The following is a 16091-nucleotide window of genomic DNA, read 5'->3' as shown; positions in this document are numbered from 1 at the left end:
GAGCAGGCTCGCTCCCACAAAGGTCCTGGGCCAATCCTTAGACAGTTGAGGCCTGCATGCCCTTCGATCTCGCCGCACGCCTGGCTGCCCGTCGTGCCGAAAATCTATATCGCCAGCGACCGCTGCTCGAGAGCCCCCAGGGCCCGGAAGTCGTAGTGGACGGCCAGCCGTTGTTGGCGTTCTGCAACAACGACTACCTGGGCCTGGCCAATCACCCGCAAGTGATCGAGGCCTGGCGCGACGGCGCAGCGCGCTGGGGCGTCGGCGGTGGAGCGTCCCACCTGGTGGTCGGCCACAGCGCGCCTCACCACGCCTTGGAAGAAGCCCTGGCCGAGCTGACCGGCCGGCCGCGGGCGTTGCTGTTCACCACCGGCTACATGGCCAACCTTGGCGCGGTCACTGCCTTGGTGGGGCAGGGCGATACCGTGCTGGAGGATCGCCTCAACCACGCCTCGTTGCTCGATGCCGGGCTGTTATCCGGCGCGCGCTTCAATCGTTATCTGCACAACGATGCCCGAAGCCTGGCCCAGCGTTTGGAGAAAGCCATTGGCAACACGCTGGTGGTGACCGATGGTGTTTTCAGCATGGACGGGGATGTCGCGGATTTGCCGGCGCTCGCCCGCGAAGCCAAGGCCAAGGGCGCCTGGCTGATGGTCGATGACGCCCACGGCTTCGGCACGCTGGGCGTTACCGGCGGCGGTGTCGTCGAACATTTCGGCATGTGCCAGGAAGACGTGCCCGTGCTGGTCGGCACACTGGGCAAGGCGTTTGGCACCGCCGGCGCCTTTGTGGCGGGCAGTGAGGAACTGATCGAAAGCCTGGTCCAGTTCGCCCGGCCCTACATCTACACCACCAGCCAGCCACCCGCTTTGGCCTGCGCCACGCTCCGGAGCCTTGAACTGCTGCGCAGTGAGCGTTGGCGGCGAGAACATCTGAGGCAGTTGATCAGCCAGTTCCGCCAGGGCGCCGAGCAGATCGGCTTGCGCTTGATGGACAGTTTCACCCCGATCCAACCCATCCTGATCGGTGATGCGGGGCGGGCGATGGAGCTGTCCCGGATGCTGCGCGAGCGCGGGCTGATGGTCACGGCGATCCGGCCGCCCACCGTGCCGGCCGGTAGCGCCCGCCTGCGGGTCACTTTGACCGCCGCCCACAGCGAGGCCCAGGTCCAGCTATTGTTGGATGCATTGGCCGATTGTTATGCAAGGCTGGGACCGGAGCCAAACCATGCGTGATCGATTGATCTTGTTGCCAGGGTGGGGCCTGGGTACTTCGCCCCTCGAACCGTTGGCCGCTGCGCTGCGAGGGCTCGATGAGCACTTGCAGGTGGAAATCGAACCCTTGCCCGCTTTGGCGTCGAGTGCGCTCGATGATTGGCTCGATGAGTTGGATGCTACGTTGCCCCAGGATGCCTGGCTGGGAGGCTGGTCCCTGGGCGGCATGTTGGCCGCGGAACTGGCCGCGCGCCGGGGCGAGCGCTGCTGCGGCTTGCTGACCTTGGCCAGTAATGTGTCTTTCGTGGCCCATGAACAATGGCCTGGGGCGATGGCCCCAGAAATATTCGATGGGTTTCTTGCCGGGTGTGTTGCCGATCCGCGCCAGACGCTCAAGCGCTTCAGTTTGCTGTGCGCCCAAGGGTGCGACGACCCACGCGGGTTGTCGCGATTGCTGCTCGGCGGTGCACCGAACACCGCGCCTGACGTGTTGATGGCCGGGCTCGAATTATTGGCGCAACTCGATACCCGGGCTGCGTTGCAGGGCTTTCGCGGTCCTCAGCTGCATTTGTTTGCCGGGCTCGATGCCTTGGTGCCGGCCGAAGCGGCGGGCGAGTTGCTGGCGTTGCTGCCGGATGTCGAAATCGGCCTGATTGAACAGGCCGGCCACGGATTTCTGCTGGAGGATCCCCACGGCGTGGCGGGGGCGATCCAGGCTTTCTTGCATGAGTCCGGTGATGACTGACTTATCCGTTGTGAAGCTACCGGGTGCTTTGCCTGATAAACGTCAGGTAGCGGCCTCGTTTTCCCGGGCGGCGGCCAGTTATGACAGTGTTGCCGAGCTACAGCGCGATGTAGGCGGGCAATTGCTCGGGCGCTTGCCTTCGTCGCTCGATCCACAGCGCTGGTTGGACCTGGGCTGCGGCACGGGCTATTTCACCCGAGCGCTGGGCGCGCGGTTCGGCGAGGATGCGGGCCTGGCGCTGGATATCGCCGAGGGGATGCTCATCCATGCCCGCCCGCAGGGCGGTGCTGCGCATTTTATCGCTGGGGATGCGGAGCGTTTGCCTTTGCACTCGGCGAGCTGCGACTTGGTTTTTTCCAGCCTCGCGGTGCAGTGGTGCGATGATTTCGCCTCGGTGTTGCGCGAGGCCCATCGTGTTTTGAGGCCGGGTGGACTGTTTGCCTTTACTAGTCTGTGTGTCGGCACGTTGTACGAACTGCGCGACAGTTGGCGTCAGGTGGATGGCTTGGTACACGTCAACCGTTTCCGTGATTTCGAGACTTATCGACAGTTATGCGCAAGCAGTGGTTTGAACGTCCTAAGTCTGGAAAATCAGCCCCACGTCTTGCATTACCCGGATGTACGTAGCCTGACCCACGAATTGAAAGCATTGGGCGCCCATAATCTGAATCCCGGCCGTCCCGGTGGGTTGACGGGCAGGGCACGGATCCTGGCGCTGGTTGAAGCCTATGAACAGTTTCGCCAGGTCCAGGGCCTGCCCGCGACTTACCAGGCGGTCTACGCCGTGTTGGAGAAACCGCTATGAGCCAGGCTTATTTCATCACCGGCACCGATACCGATGTGGGCAAGACCACCGTGGCGGCGGGCCTGCTGCACGCGGCGCGCCAGGCCGGCATGAGCACGGCCGCCGGAAAACCGGTGGCTTCCGGTTGCGACGTGACGCCCAAAGGGCTGCGCAACGCCGATGCCTTGGCCTTGTTGGCCGAATGCTCGGTGCCGTTGAGTTATGCACAGGTCAATCCGGTGGCGTTCGAACCAGCCATTGCGCCGCACCTCGCCGCCCGGGAGGCGGGCGTCGCGCTCACGGTGCAGTCGCTGCTGGGGCCGATGCGTGAAGTGCTGGCGCTGGGCGCCGATTTCACTCTGATCGAAGGCGCGGGCGGTTGGCGCGTGCCGCTGGCCGGCCAGGACAATCTGTCCGACCTGGCGATTGCGCTGGGCTTGCCCGTCATCCTGGTGGTGGGCGTGCGCCTGGGCTGCATCAGCCACGCCTTGCTGACCGCCGAAGCAATCGCCCGCGACGGCTTGCAACTGGCCGGATGGGTGGCGAACATCATCGATCCGGCCACCTCACGCCTGGAAGAAAACCTGGCAACCCTGGCCGAGCGCCTCCCGGCGCCTTGCCTGGGCAGGGTGGCGCGGATCCAGAGCGTGACCGCCGAGGCTGTGGCCGGGCACCTGCAAATGGACCTGTTGGACTGACGACTTGCCAAGGTTTTGCCTATGACAAGGCACTGTGCCATTAGTTTTTTTTCGGGCCTTTTGCCAAGCCTTCTGGTTCAATGCCAGTGCCGACCCTTTCAAGAAAACGAGCCTCGCCATGGAAATCTCAGGAAATACCGCGTTCTACGCCGGTCTGAGCACGATTCAGACAGGGCAGAACCGTGTCGACCAGGCTTCCAGCCAGATCGCCAACAACACGATCGAGCGTTCGGTCACCAGCCAATCCTCCGAAGTCCAGGTCGATCGCCTGCGCTCGGTGGATCGCAGCCAGCAATCGGACCTGGCCAGCAACATGGTGGACATGGCCCAAGGCAAGTTCCAGGTGCAATTGGGCGTGAACGTCGCCAAGGCTTCCGACGAAATGCTCGGCACTTTGATCGACACATTTGCCTGATCCGACCCGACACGGACTTTGAAAACGCCGCGATAATCGCGGCGTTTTTGTCTCTAACTCCTTCTCCCTCAACTAATCTTTCCCTGCGCGTCCTGCGCACAATTCATAGCGATGGATTTCTCGCGTCCCGAACGCCTGCTAATCGATGACGAATGGCAAAAGATCGATGCTTGACAAGTTTTGGGCGTAAACGTATGTTTCAAACAACTGTTTGACCGCTACAACAAATCCGCGCGGTCGTTCATCCCCGGTTACATCAGCAGAGGTTTATCGCTATGCCTGACTACAAGGCCCCCTTGCGTGATATTCGCTTCGTTCGTGACGAACTGCTCGGCTACGAAGCGCATTATCAGAGCCTTCCGGCTTGCCAGGACGCAACTCCAGACATGGTTGACGCCATTCTCGAAGAAGGCGCCAAGTTTTGTGAGCAGGTGCTGGCACCGCTGAACCGCGTGGGTGACCTTGAGGGTTGCACCTGGAGCGAGTCCGGCGTGAAAACTCCGACCGGCTTCAAGGAAGCCTACAAGCAGTTCGTCGAAGGCGGCTGGCCAAGCCTGGCCCATGACGTCGAGCACGGCGGCCAAGGCCTGCCGGAGTCCCTGGGCCTGGCGGTCAGCGAGATGGTCGGTGAAGCCAACTGGTCGTGGGGCATGTACCCAGGCTTGTCCCATGGCGCGATGAACACCATTTCCGAACACGGCACGCCCGAGCAGCAAGAGGCGTACCTGACCAAGCTGGTGTCCGGCGAATGGACCGGCACCATGTGCCTGACCGAACCTCACTGCGGCACCGACCTGGGTATGCTGCGCACCAAGGCCGAACCTCAGGCCGACGGTTCCTACAAAGTGACCGGCACCAAGATTTTCATCTCGGCTGGCGAACACGACATGGCCGACAACATTGTCCACATCGTGCTGGCACGCCTGCCGGATGCACCCGCCGGCACCAAGGGCATCTCGCTGTTCATCGTTCCAAAATTCCTGCCGAACGCCGACGGCACCGTCGGCCAGCGCAACGCCGTGAGCTGTGGTTCCCTGGAACACAAGATGGGCATCCACGGCAACGCCACCTGCGTGATGAACTTCGACGCGGCCACCGGTTTCCTGATCGGCCCGGCGAACAAGGGCCTGAACTGCATGTTCACCTTCATGAACACCGCACGCCTGGGCACTGCGCTGCAAGGCCTGGCCCACGCCGAGATCGGCTTCCAGGGCGGTCTGAAATATGCCCGTGATCGCCTGCAAATGCGTTCTTTGACCGGCCCGAAAGCGCCAGACAAGGCCGCCGACCCGATCATCGTGCACCCTGACGTGCGCCGCATGCTGTTGACCATGAAGGCCTTCGCCGAAGGCAACCGGGCGATGGTGTACTTCACCGCCAAGCAGGTGGATATCGTCAAGTACGGCGTGGATGAAGAAGAGAAGAAGAAAGCCGATGCGCTGCTGGCGTTCATGACGCCGATCGCCAAGGCCTTCATGACCGAAGTCGGCTTCGAATCGGCCAACCATGGCGTGCAGATCTACGGCGGCCACGGCTTCATCGCCGAGTGGGGCATGGAGCAGAACGTTCGCGACAGCCGCATCTCGATGCTGTACGAAGGCACCACCGGCATTCAGGCGCTCGACCTGCTGGGCCGTAAAGTCCTGATGACCCAGGGCGAAGCGCTCAAGGGCTTCACCAAGATCGTCCACAAGTTCTGCCAGGGCAACGAAGGCAACGAAGCGGTCAAGGAGTTCGTCGAACCCCTGGCTGCGCTGAACAAAGAATGGGGCGAGCTGACCATGAAGGTTGGCATGGCGGCCATGAAGGATCGCGAAGAAGTCGGCGCTGCCTCGGTGGATTACCTGATGTACTCCGGTTACGCCTGCCTGGCCTATTTCTGGGCCGACATGGCGCGTCTGGCAGCGGAAAAACTCGCAGCCGGCACCACCGAAGAAGCGTTCTACACCGCCAAGCTGCAGACCGCGCGCTTCTACTTCCAGCGCATCCTGCCGCGTACCCGCACCCATGTTGCGGCCATGTTGTCGGGCGCCAACAACCTGATGGACATGAAAGAAGAAGATTTCGCGCTGGGCTACTAAGCCTTAGGTTGTTCTTCAAAAAAGCCGCTGCTTCTTCGGGAGCAGCGGCTTTTTCATGTCTGCCATAACCCCAATCAAGGCCTTCGACGAACCCAAGGCGAGGGAGCTTGCTCCCGCTGGGCTGCGACGCGGCCCCAAACCTGCCGAATGCGAGCATCAGACACACCGCACCCGCCGGTTTACGACTGCTTCGCAGCCGAGCGGGAGCAAGCTCTCTCGCCACGGGGATTTATAGCGATCCTGAAACAATATTCATCCAACAAAGCCTTAAGAAAACTCCGGCCTCTGCCGTTACAGCGATGGCAGTGTGACATCGGTCACACAGCGCAGGCACAATGCCATCCTTGATCAGCCGGGTCGGAGCTTACCCTTGCCGCGTTCTTCCGCTGTACGTCTCAGCCATTTCCTACCGTCACTGTTGCTGTTGTTGGCAGGGCTCGCGGCTGCCTACGTCAAGGATCTCAACGTATTCTTTACCTCCCTGTTCAATGTGCTTCCTACATTGGTATTGCTACTGGGGGGCGCGTATTGCTCCGTTTACCGGCGCCAGCGTGAGCTGTTTCTGATGGTCACGGTGTACATCGCCTACTTCCTGCTGGACACCCAAACCGATTTCTACCGCGATAACGGTAAGGTGCGTGAAGACGCGGCGGTGGTGTTCCATCTCGTCTGCTTGTTGCTGCCGCTGTTGTTCGGGCTGTTCGCGGCGTGGCAGGAGCGCACCCATCTGTTCCAGGACATGGTGGCGCGGTTCGCGGTGTTGCTGGTTTTCGGCAGCGTGGCGCTGGCCCTGGAGCAAAGTTTCCCCCAGGCCTTGTTGTTGTGGCTTTCGGAGATCCGCTGGCCCGCGTTGCACGGCGCCTGGATGAGCCTGATCCAATTGTCCTACCCTATGTTCGCCGCCGCGTTCCTGCTGCTGGCCTGGCAATACTGGCGTAACCCCCGGCCTCTGCACGCGGCGCAACTGGTGGGGCTGCTGGGATTGTTCTGGATGCTGCCGAAAACCTTCATCTTGCCGTTCACCCTGAACATCATGTGCAGCCAGGTGATGCTGATGATTGCCGCCGCGGTCGCCCACGAGGCGTATCAAATGGCGTTCCGCGACGAGCTCACCGGCCTGCCGGGACGTCGTGCCTTGAATGAGCGCATGCAGCGCCTGGGGCGCAATTACGTATTGGCGATGAGCGACGTGGACCATTTCAAGAAGTTCAACGACACCCACGGCCACGACGTCGGCGATCAAGTGCTGCGCCTGGTGGCCAGCAAGCTGTCGAAAATCGGCGGGGGCGGTAGGGCTTATCGCTATGGTGGTGAGGAATTTGCGCTGGTGTTCGCCGGTAAAACCATTGATGAGTGCATGCCCCATCTGGAAGTCATCCGTCAGTCCATCGAGACCTACGCTATTCAATTGCGTAATTCCGACAGTCGCCCCCAAGACGATCAACAAGGGCGCCAGCGTCGCTCGGGCGCTGGCGCCTCCAGCGTATCGGTAACCGTCAGCATCGGCGTGGCCGAGCGCATCGAGCAGCGCACGCCCGAAGAGGTGCTCAAATCGGCGGACCAGGCGCTGTATAACGCCAAGGGCGCGGGGCGAAACTGTGTGGTCGCCTTCGGGCAGAGTCGTCGTGGTGCGGTGCGCATGGAGGCCGCCGCGGGTTGAGTGATGATGGCGCATTCAGCGTCTGGACTGTGATTGTGGGGCCCGGTGGCCGGCAGTAGGTTTAAACGATCTGCTACCGGAGAAAACCACCATGCCCGAGTACAAAGCTCCCCTGCGCGACATGCGCTTTCTGATCGACCACGTCTTCGATTTCCATGGCCGCTATGCCGAACTGGGTGCCAGCGATGCCAGCCCGGACATGGTCAGCGCCATCCTCGAGGAAGGTGCTCGGTTCTGTGAGAATGTGCTGGCGCCGCTCAATCGTCCAGGTGACGAGGAGGGCTGCCATTTCGACAATGGCGTGGTGACTACGCCTACAGGTTTCCGGCAGGCGTTCGCACAGTATGTGGAAGGCGGCTGGCACGGCCTGGCGGCGGACCCAGCGTATGGCGGCCAAGGCCTGCCCAGTTCCCTGGGCCTGGTCATCAGCGAAATGATCGGGTCGAGCAACACTTCCTGGGGCATGTACCCTGGCCTGACCCACGGCGCCATGTCGGCGATCCACGCCCATGGCACCGAGGAACAGAAGCAGACCTACCTCAGCAAACTCACCGCCGGCCAGTGGACCGGTACCATGTGCCTGACCGAAGCCCACTGCGGCACCGACCTGGGCATTATCAAGACCCGCGCGGTGCCCCAGGCTGACGGCAGCTATGCGGTGACCGGCAGCAAGATCTTCATCAGCGCCGGCGAGCACGACATGAGCGACAACATCATCCATCTGGTGCTCGCCAAGCTGCCGGATGCTCCGGCCGGAACCAAGGGCATCTCGTTGTTTATCGTGCCGAAGTTCCTGCCCGACGCCGCAGGCGAGGCCGGGGAGCGCAATGGCGTTTCCTGCGGGTCGATCGAACACAAGATGGGCATCAAGGCCTCGGCGACCTGTGTGCTGAACTTCGACGGCGCCAAGGGGTTCCTGATCGGCGAGGCGAACAAGGGCCTCAACTGTATGTTCACCATGATGAACCATGCCCGCCTCGGCACCGGCATGCAGGGTCTTTGTCTGGGCGAGGCGAGTTTCCAGGGCGCGGTCAGATACGCCAATGATCGTCTGCAGATGCGCTCGCTGACCGGCCCCAAGGCGCCGGAAAAAGCGGCCGACCCAATCATCGTCCACCCTGACGTGCGCAGGATGCTCTTGACGATGAAGGCCTTCAACGAAGGCAACCGGGCGCTGACGTACTTCACTGCGCAATTGCTCGACACCGCGCACTTGAGCCGCGACGAAACCGCCCGCCAAGAGGCCGAAGACCTGTTGGCCTTCCTCACGCCTATCTGCAAAGCGTTCATGACCGACACGGGGCTGGAGGTAACCAACCACGGCATGCAGGTTTTCGGCGGCCACGGCTTTATCCGCGAGTGGGGCATGGAACAATTGGTACGCGATTGTCGGATCGCGCCGATCTACGAAGGCACCAACGGCATCCAGGCCTTGGACTTGCTGGGACGCAAGGTGCTGGGCAGCCAAGGCAAGCTGCTGCGCGGGTTTACCAAAATTGTTCATCAGTTCTGCGCCGCCAATACCGGGCATGCGCAACTCCAGGGATACATTGCGCAACTGGACGGGCTTAATCGGCAATGGGGTGATTTGACGACCCAGGTCGGCATGGCTGCCATGAAAAATCCCGATGAGGTGGGGGCCGCCTCCGTGGATTACCTGATGTACAGCGGTTACATCATCCTGGCTTACCTGTGGTTGCGCATGGCGTTGGTGGCTCAGGCGCAACTCGACAGTGGCGATGGCGACGCGGATTTTTGCCGGGCCAAGCTGGCGACTTGTGAATTTTATTTCAAGCGCCTGTTGCCGCGCACGGCCGCTCATCGCTCAGCTGTCGAGGCGGGAAGCGAATGCCTGATGAAGTTGCCGGCGCAGTTGTTTGCGCTTTGAAGGGCTGAAATATCTCCTTGGCGAGGGAGCTTGCTCCGGCTTGAGTGCGTAGCTCTCAAAAAAGGGCTGCTGCGCACCCCAGCGGGAGCAAGCTCCCTCGCCACGATAAAACATCAAATTTCGACCGTGACTAAAAATTACAAAACGGTCACGGGTTGACCCTATGTGTCGCAAAAGTTGTTGGGGTACACTCTGACCCATTGTGAAACGCTTTCCCACGAACCAATTGTTTAGATCCTGCGAGGTTTGCCATGGCTGACTACAAAGCGCCCCTGCGCGATATGCGCTTCGTCCTCAATGAAGTATTCGAGGTCGCGAAACTTTGGGCTCAATTGCCGGCGCTGGCCGACACTGTGGACGCTGAAACTGTCGAGGCGATTCTTGAAGAGGCCGGCAAGGTCACCAGCAAAAGCGTAGCGCCCCTCAGCCGCGCGGCTGACGAGGAAGGTTGCCACTGGGCTGACGGCGCCGTCACGACCCCGGCAGGTTTCCCACAGGCTTATAAGACTTATGCCGAAGGCGGCTGGGTGGGTGTCGGTGGTGATCCGGCGTATGGTGGCATGGGCATGCCCAAGGCTGTTTCGGCCCAGGTCGAGGAAATGGTCAACTCCGCCAGCCTCTCATTTGGGCTGTACCCGATGCTGACCGCCGGGGCTTGCCTGTCGATCAATGCCCACGCCAGCGAAGCGTTGAAGGCCGCGTACTTGCCGAATATGTACGCGGGCATCTGGGCCGGCTCGATGTGCCTGACCGAGCCTCACGCCGGTACCGACCTGGGGATCATCCGGACCAAGGCTGAACCCCAGGCCGACGGTTCCTACAAAGTCAGCGGCACCAAGATTTTCATCACAGGCGGCGAACACGACCTCACCGAAAACATCATTCACCTGGTGTTGGCGAAGCTCCCGGACGCACCGGCCGGGCCGAAAGGCATCTCGCTGTTCCTCGTGCCGAAATTCATGGTCAATGCCGACGGCAGCCTGGGCGCACGCAACGCAGCCAACTGCGGTTCGATCGAGCACAAGATGGGCATCCAGGCGTCCGCCACCTGCGTGATGAACTTCGACGAAGCGGTAGGTTATCTGGTCGGCGAGCCCAACAAAGGCCTGGCGGCGATGTTCACCATGATGAACTACGAGCGCCTGGGCGTCGGTATCCAGGGCCTGGCCACTGGCGAGCGTTCCTATCAGAACGCTATCGAATACGCCCGCGATCGCCTGCAAAGCCGTTCGCCAACCGGCGCGCAAAACAAAGACAAGATCGCTGACCCGATCATCGTCCACCCGGACGTGCGCCGCATGCTACTGACCATGAAAGCCTCGAACGAAGGTGGCCGCGCATTTTCTACCTACGTGGCGATGCAACTGGATACCGCGAAATTCAGCGAAGACCCAGCCACGCGCAAGCGCGCGGAAGACCTGGTCGCGCTGCTGACGCCGGTGGCCAAGGCTTTCCTGACCGATCTGGGCCTGGAAACCACGGTCCATGGCCAGCAGATCTTCGGCGGTCACGGTTACATCCGCGAATGGGGCCAGGAGCAACTGGTGCGTGACGTGCGCATCACACAGATCTATGAAGGCACCAACGGTATCCAGGCGCTGGATCTGGTAGGGCGCAAGATCGTCGGCAGTGGTGGGGCGTTCTATAAATTGTTCGCCGATGAAATCCGTCATTTCACCGCCACCGCAAGCAGCGATTTGTCGGAGTTCACCCAACCGTTGAACGATGCCGTTGGCACGCTGGACGAGCTGACCGAATGGCTGCTCGATCGGGCAAAAAACAACCCGAACGAAATTGGCGCGGCTTCGGTGGAATACCTGCAAGCGTTCGGCTACACCGCTTATGCCTACATGTGGGCGTTGATGGCCAGGGCGGCCCTGGGCAAGGAAAGCCAGGATGATTTCTACGCAGGCAAGCTGGGCACGGCGCGATTCTACTTCGCCCGCCTGTTACCGCGAATTCATTCGCTGAGCGCTTCGGTGAAGGCCGGCAGTGAGTCGCTGTTCCTCTTGGAGCCGGGCCAGTTCTGAAGGTGTGTCGTGATGTAAGCAAATGCTTACATCACGTGCTGGCGATTTCCCTCTATCGGCAGATTGGATCCACGGCTAATCTAGCTTCCATGGACGTAGCGCAGGACGCGCAAAAGTAACAACACGGACACGTAGGATTCTGCCAGGAAGGCGGAGTGAAATGGATGTCAGGGAAACAGTCTGCAAAGCCCCGCTTCGGCGGGGTTTTCTTTTGCCTGCGTTTTTTGTCCGCGCATAACCTTCCCTTTGGGCGCCCCTTGATGGTCCGCACTGAACCCTGACGAGCGGTCAGGTGTCCATGAGCATATGGCAATATGGCCATCGCCAATCAGGGAGTCATCCATGGATATCATTCGCATCATCATCGCCATTCTTCTGCCGCCGCTGGGTGTGTTTCTGCAAGTCGGTTTCGGCGGGGCTTTCTGGCTGAATATTCTGCTGACGCTGTTGGGCTACATCCCAGGCATCGTGCATGCGGTGTACATCATCGCCAAGCGCTGAAAGTTTGCAGCTAGAGGATTGCTCTTGTGGCGAGGGAGCTTGCTCCCGCTGGGTCGCGGAGCGGCCCCAAGCCCTGCGATTGCTGCGCAATCGAGCGGGAGCAAGCTCCCTTCGCCACAAGAGCTCGCCACTTTTTATAAGCTCACTTCTATCACTTTTCGATAAAACAACCACTCATGCTCCAGCGCATGCGCCTGGTTCGACGCCTTGCGAAAGCCGTGGCGCTCGTCCGGGTAGTAGTGCGCCTCCACCGGAACACCGTTGTCTTCCAAGGCCTTGACCATATCGCGGGTTTGCTGCGGCACGACCACGGCATCGAGTTCACCTTGGAAAAAAATCATCGGCGCGCGGATCCGGTCGGCGTGAAGCAACGGCGTGCGGGCCCTGTAGCGTTCGGCGTCCAGCTGTGGATCGCCGATCAGCCAGTCCAGGTAGTCCCCTTCGAATTTGTGTGTCGCGCGGCCCAGGGCAGCGGGGTCGCTGACGCCGTAGAGGCTGGCGCCGGCACGGAATACGTTCCGGAACGCCAAGGCGCAAAGTGTCGTGTACCCACCGGCGCTGCCGCCACGAATGAAGGCGCAGCGGCTATCGATCAAGCCCTGCTCATCCAGATACGCGACAACCGCGCAGGCATCCTCGACATCCACCACGCCCCAGTTCAAATGCAATGCCTGCCGGTAAGCCCGGCCGTAGCCACTGCTGCCGCGGTAGTTGAGATCGGCCACGGCAAAGCCGCGCTGGGTCCAGTATTGGATGCGCGGGTCGAAAATGGGATAGCAGGCCGACGTCGGCCCGCCATGGATAAACACCACCAGCGGCGGTTTAGCCTTGGCGTCCATCGCAGGATAAAAGAACCCGTGGGCCTCGCTTGAAGCGACGGGATAGCGCAGGGTTTGCGGACAGCTGATGTGCTCGGCGGGTAACGGCGAAACGCCGCCGGCCACGATTATGGCTTCGTGGTTTTGTCGTTCAATAGCAATGACCGCCGACGGGCTGGTCGGCGAAGCGGCAATTGCATAAACGAATTGCTCATCCATGGCCAGGCTGCGAAAGCGGCTGTAGGGTCCGGTGAACTCCTCAATCGCGCCGCTATGGCGCAGGCCCAGCCGGCCAAAACCCGCTTCGGTCCAGCTCGCCAGGTATATGTCCTCGCCCAAGGGCAGCCAGGTACAGCCGCCCAATTGCCAAGGCGCCGGGGCGTGATCGGCTTCGGCGGCAGCCAATGGTTTCAAGAAGCCGGCATCTTCGACCCAAGGCTGCCAATAACCACCCCGATCCGTCAGGCAATAAAGACGATTCGCCGCGTCGAATCGTGGTTGCTGGATGGACTCATCCTCACCTTGGCCGGCAACGCAGCGCGGCTCACTCCAACCTGCATCGTTACGCTCTGCCAACATCAGTCGCGTGGCCGTCCAGGGTTGATGAGGACGGCTCCATTCGATCCAGGCGAGGCGCTTTTGATCCGGGCTCAGGATCGGCGCGGCGTAGAAATCCGCACCCTCGGCCAGCACCTGTCGCTTAAAATCGGCCAGCCCGATCGACACCAGACGATGCTGATTGGCCTGTTCCTCAACCGCCAGCACTCGCCCCGCGGCGAAGTGCAGGTCGCCATATCGCCTCTCGCCCCAAGTCAGCGCCACGGGACGATCGCCGTCCAATGACTGGTAATACAGCTGTTGGTCGGCCTCGTTGACAAACAGCACGCCGTCATCGCTCAGGCAAAACGACCCGCCACCGTATTCGTAGACCCGACTGCGCGCGCTGAACCCGTCCGGGGTCAGACAGCGGGCCTTGGCATCTTGCCAATGCCAGATCCGGCAGGCGCCATCCGCTGGGCGGTATTCATTCCAGAAAAGCCCTGAAGGCCCGAGTTGCAGTTCGGCAAAGTCGATGCCTGCCGCGACAGCCTGGGCGGCGCTGAGCGGATCAGCCTTTAACGATGAGGCGCGAGTTTCGTTCATTGCGAAAGGCCAGTTGTTCAATGGTTTGCGTGGCATGCTCGGCGTCTTCGCGCGCCTGGAGAATCATGCCGTGGTGTTCGGATTTGCTGCACACCGGGTCGGCGTTGCTGGCGTCGCCTGTGAGCATGAACGCCTGGCAGCGGCAGCCGCCGAAATCCTTTTCTTTTTCATCGCACGAGCGGCAGGGCTCGGGCATCCAGTCGTATCCGCGGAAACGGTTGAAGCCGAACGAGTCGTACCAGATGTGCTGCATGCTGTAATCGCGCACATTCGGAAACTGCACCGGCATCTGTCGGGCGCCATGGCACGGCAATGCGGTGCCGTCCGGCGTGACGGTCAGGAAGATGCTGCCCCAGCCGTTCATGCAGGCTTTGGGGCGTTCCTCATAGTAGTCTGGGGTCACGAAGATCAACTTGCACGGATTGCCTTCGGCTTCCAGCTTGGCCCGGTATTCGTTGGTAATGCGTTCGGCCCGCACCAGCTGTTCCCGGGTGGGCAGCAGGCCGACGCGGTTGAGGTGCGCCCAGCCATAGAACTGGCACGTGGCGAGCTCGACGAAGTCGGCTTGCAGGGCGATGCACAGCTCGATGATGCGATCGATCTTGTCGATGTTGTGCCGATGGGTCACGAAGTTCAGCACCATCGGATAGCCGTGGGCCTTCACCGCCCGGGCCATTTCCAGTTTTTGCGCGAAGGCTTTCTTCGAGCCGGCCAGCAAGTTGTTCACCTGCTCATCGCTGGCCTGGAAACTGATCTGGATATGGTCCAGGCCGGCCTTCTTGAAATCGCTGATTTTCTGTTCGGTCAAACCGATACCGGAGGTGATCAGGTTGGTGTAGAAACCCAACTTGCGCGCCTCCCCGATCAGCTCGGCCAGGTCCTGGCGCACCAGCGGTTCGCCACCGGAAAAGCCCAACTGCGCAGCGCCCATCTCCCGGGCCTCGCGGAACACCTTGAACCACTGCTCGGTGCTCAGTTCCTTGCCTTGCTCGGCAAAGTCCAGCGGGTTGGAGCAGTACGGGCATTGCAGCGGGCAGCGATAGGTCAGCTCGGCCAGCAGCCACAACGGCAGGCCGACGGCGGGCTTCTCAGGCAAGGGTGATCCAGTGCTCAGCACGGGCGACCTCCATGAATTGCTCGATGTCGTCACCGAGCTCAGGCACACCGGGAAATTGTTTGTCCAGCTCAGCGATGATCGCCGCCACATCGCGCTCGCCATCGATCAGGCCACCGATCAGCGCAGCGCTGTCGTTCAGCTTGATCATGCCTTCAGGATAGAGCAGCACGTGACCTTTCTGGGCCGGTTCGTACTGAAAGCGATAGCCGGGGCGCCAATCGGGGATTTGGCTGCGATCGAAACTCATAAGGCGATTCCTTTGTGCCAGACCCGTTGGTCGGTCACGGTGTGATAGGGCGGGCGGTTCAGTTCGTAGGCCATGCTCATGGCGTCGAGCATGCTCCAGAGAATGTCGAGTTTGAACTGGAGAATCTCCAGCATGCGTTCCTGGCCTTCACGCGTGGTGTAGTGCTGCAAGGTGATCGCCAACCCGTGCTCCACGTCGCGCCGGGCCTGGCCCAGGCGGGTGCGGAAGTATTCGTAGCCGGCCGGGTCGATCCATGGGTAGTGCTGCGGCCAACTGTCGAGGCGCGACTGGTGGATCTGCGGGGCGAACAGTTCGGTCAGCGAGCTGCTGGCGGCTTCCTGCCAAGAGGCGCGGCGGGCGAAGTTGACATAGGCGTCCACGGCGAAGCGCACACCTGGCAGCACCAGTTCCTGGGAACGCAATTGATCGGGATCGAGGCCCACCGCTTGGCCCAGCCGTAGCCAGGCTTCGATGCCGCCGTCTTCGCCAGGGGCGCCGTCATGGTCAAGCAAACGCTGGATCCACTCGCGGCGGACCTCCCGATCCGGGCAGTTGGCCAGGATCGCGGCGTCCTTGAGCGGAATGTTCACTTGGTAATAGAAGCGGTTCGCGACCCAACCCTGGATCTGCTCGCGTGTGGCACGGCCTTCGTACATCGCCACGTGGTACGGGTGATGGATATGGTAGAAGGCGCCCTTGGCGCGCAAGGCTGCTTCAAATTCTGCGGTGGTCAATGGCGTGTCAGTCATT

The 16091-nt window shown here is 61.2% G+C and carries 14 protein-coding genes; 10 read left to right on the top strand and 4 right to left on the bottom strand.

Features of this window, described 5'->3' with window-relative positions; genetic code table 11:
- Positions 1-56: 56 nt before the first annotated feature.
- The 10 genes from bioF (at position 57) to J3Q04_RS23100 (ending at position 12016) form a co-directional block, all read left to right on the top strand.
- Positions 57-1235 carry an 8-amino-7-oxononanoate synthase gene (gene bioF / locus J3Q04_RS23145; RefSeq protein ID WP_434609172.1) on the top strand — a complete coding sequence of 393 codons (1179 nt, stop codon included), beginning with the start codon at positions 57-59 and terminating at the stop codon, positions 1233-1235.
- A complete protein-coding gene (locus tag J3Q04_RS23140; protein WP_434561959.1) occupies positions 1228-1959 on the top strand; it encodes an alpha/beta fold hydrolase in 732 nt (243 codons plus the stop codon). The genes bioF and J3Q04_RS23140 overlap by 8 nt, the downstream gene beginning before the upstream one ends.
- Positions 1952-2764 (top strand): malonyl-ACP O-methyltransferase BioC, encoded by an 813-nt coding sequence (gene bioC, locus J3Q04_RS23135; RefSeq protein ID WP_434609174.1) that lies wholly within the window; start codon positions 1952-1954, stop codon positions 2762-2764. Before J3Q04_RS23140 ends, bioC begins: the two co-directional genes overlap by 8 nt.
- Positions 2761-3441 (top strand): dethiobiotin synthase, encoded by a 681-nt coding sequence (gene bioD / locus J3Q04_RS23130; protein WP_420764905.1) that lies wholly within the window; start codon positions 2761-2763, stop codon positions 3439-3441. The genes bioC and bioD overlap by 4 nt, the downstream gene beginning before the upstream one ends.
- Positions 3442-3559: 118 nt before the next feature.
- Entirely contained in the window at positions 3560-3856 is a 297-nt protein-coding gene (locus J3Q04_RS23125; protein ID WP_420764904.1) for a pyrroloquinoline quinone biosynthesis protein PqqE, read from the top strand.
- Between the two features lie 275 nt (positions 3857-4131).
- Positions 4132-5937, top strand: coding sequence for a phenylacyl-CoA dehydrogenase (locus tag J3Q04_RS23120; protein ID WP_420764903.1), 1806 nt, complete (start codon positions 4132-4134; stop codon positions 5935-5937).
- A 370-nt stretch (positions 5938-6307) separates the two neighbouring features.
- Complete coding sequence (locus J3Q04_RS23115) at positions 6308-7597, top strand: GGDEF domain-containing protein (RefSeq protein WP_420764902.1); 1290 nt, start codon at positions 6308-6310, stop codon at positions 7595-7597.
- Positions 7598-7688: 91 nt separating this feature from the next.
- Entirely contained in the window at positions 7689-9485 is a 1797-nt protein-coding gene (locus tag J3Q04_RS23110; protein WP_434609178.1) for an acyl-CoA dehydrogenase C-terminal domain-containing protein, read from the top strand.
- A 251-nt stretch (positions 9486-9736) separates the two neighbouring features.
- Positions 9737-11515 carry an acyl-CoA dehydrogenase C-terminal domain-containing protein gene (locus J3Q04_RS23105; RefSeq protein WP_420764900.1) on the top strand — a complete coding sequence of 593 codons (1779 nt, stop codon included), beginning with the start codon at positions 9737-9739 and terminating at the stop codon, positions 11513-11515.
- Positions 11516-11857: 342 nt separating this feature from the next.
- Positions 11858-12016 (top strand): YqaE/Pmp3 family membrane protein, encoded by a 159-nt coding sequence (locus J3Q04_RS23100; RefSeq protein ID WP_038436734.1) that lies wholly within the window; start codon positions 11858-11860, stop codon positions 12014-12016.
- Between the two features lie 134 nt (positions 12017-12150).
- On the opposite strand, the gene J3Q04_RS23095 is transcribed toward J3Q04_RS23100, so the two are convergent.
- From J3Q04_RS23095 to pqqC, 4 genes are read right to left on the bottom strand one after another with little or no spacing between them, the layout of a single operon-like run.
- Complete coding sequence (locus J3Q04_RS23095) at positions 12151-13977, bottom strand: prolyl oligopeptidase family serine peptidase (RefSeq protein WP_434609180.1); 1827 nt, start codon at positions 13975-13977, stop codon at positions 12151-12153.
- Positions 13943-15073, bottom strand: coding sequence for a pyrroloquinoline quinone biosynthesis protein PqqE (pqqE, locus tag J3Q04_RS23090; protein ID WP_434561969.1), 1131 nt, complete (start codon positions 15071-15073; stop codon positions 13943-13945). Before pqqE ends, J3Q04_RS23095 begins: the two co-directional genes overlap by 35 nt.
- Entirely contained in the window at positions 15066-15341 is a 276-nt protein-coding gene (gene pqqD / locus J3Q04_RS23085; RefSeq protein ID WP_420764897.1) for a pyrroloquinoline quinone biosynthesis peptide chaperone PqqD, read from the bottom strand. The genes pqqE and pqqD overlap by 8 nt, the downstream gene beginning before the upstream one ends.
- A complete protein-coding gene (pqqC, locus tag J3Q04_RS23080) occupies positions 15338-16090 on the bottom strand; it encodes a pyrroloquinoline-quinone synthase PqqC (RefSeq protein ID WP_434609184.1) in 753 nt (250 codons plus the stop codon). The genes pqqD and pqqC overlap by 4 nt, the downstream gene beginning before the upstream one ends.
- Position 16091 lies beyond the last annotated feature (1 nt).

The sequence above is a fragment of the Pseudomonas sp. D4-21 genome, from assembly GCF_051132125.1.
GTDB lineage: Bacteria > Pseudomonadota > Gammaproteobacteria > Pseudomonadales > Pseudomonadaceae > Aquipseudomonas.
The sequence above is the reverse complement of the archived record's forward strand: the minus strand, read 5'-3'. Positions and strand labels throughout refer to the sequence as shown.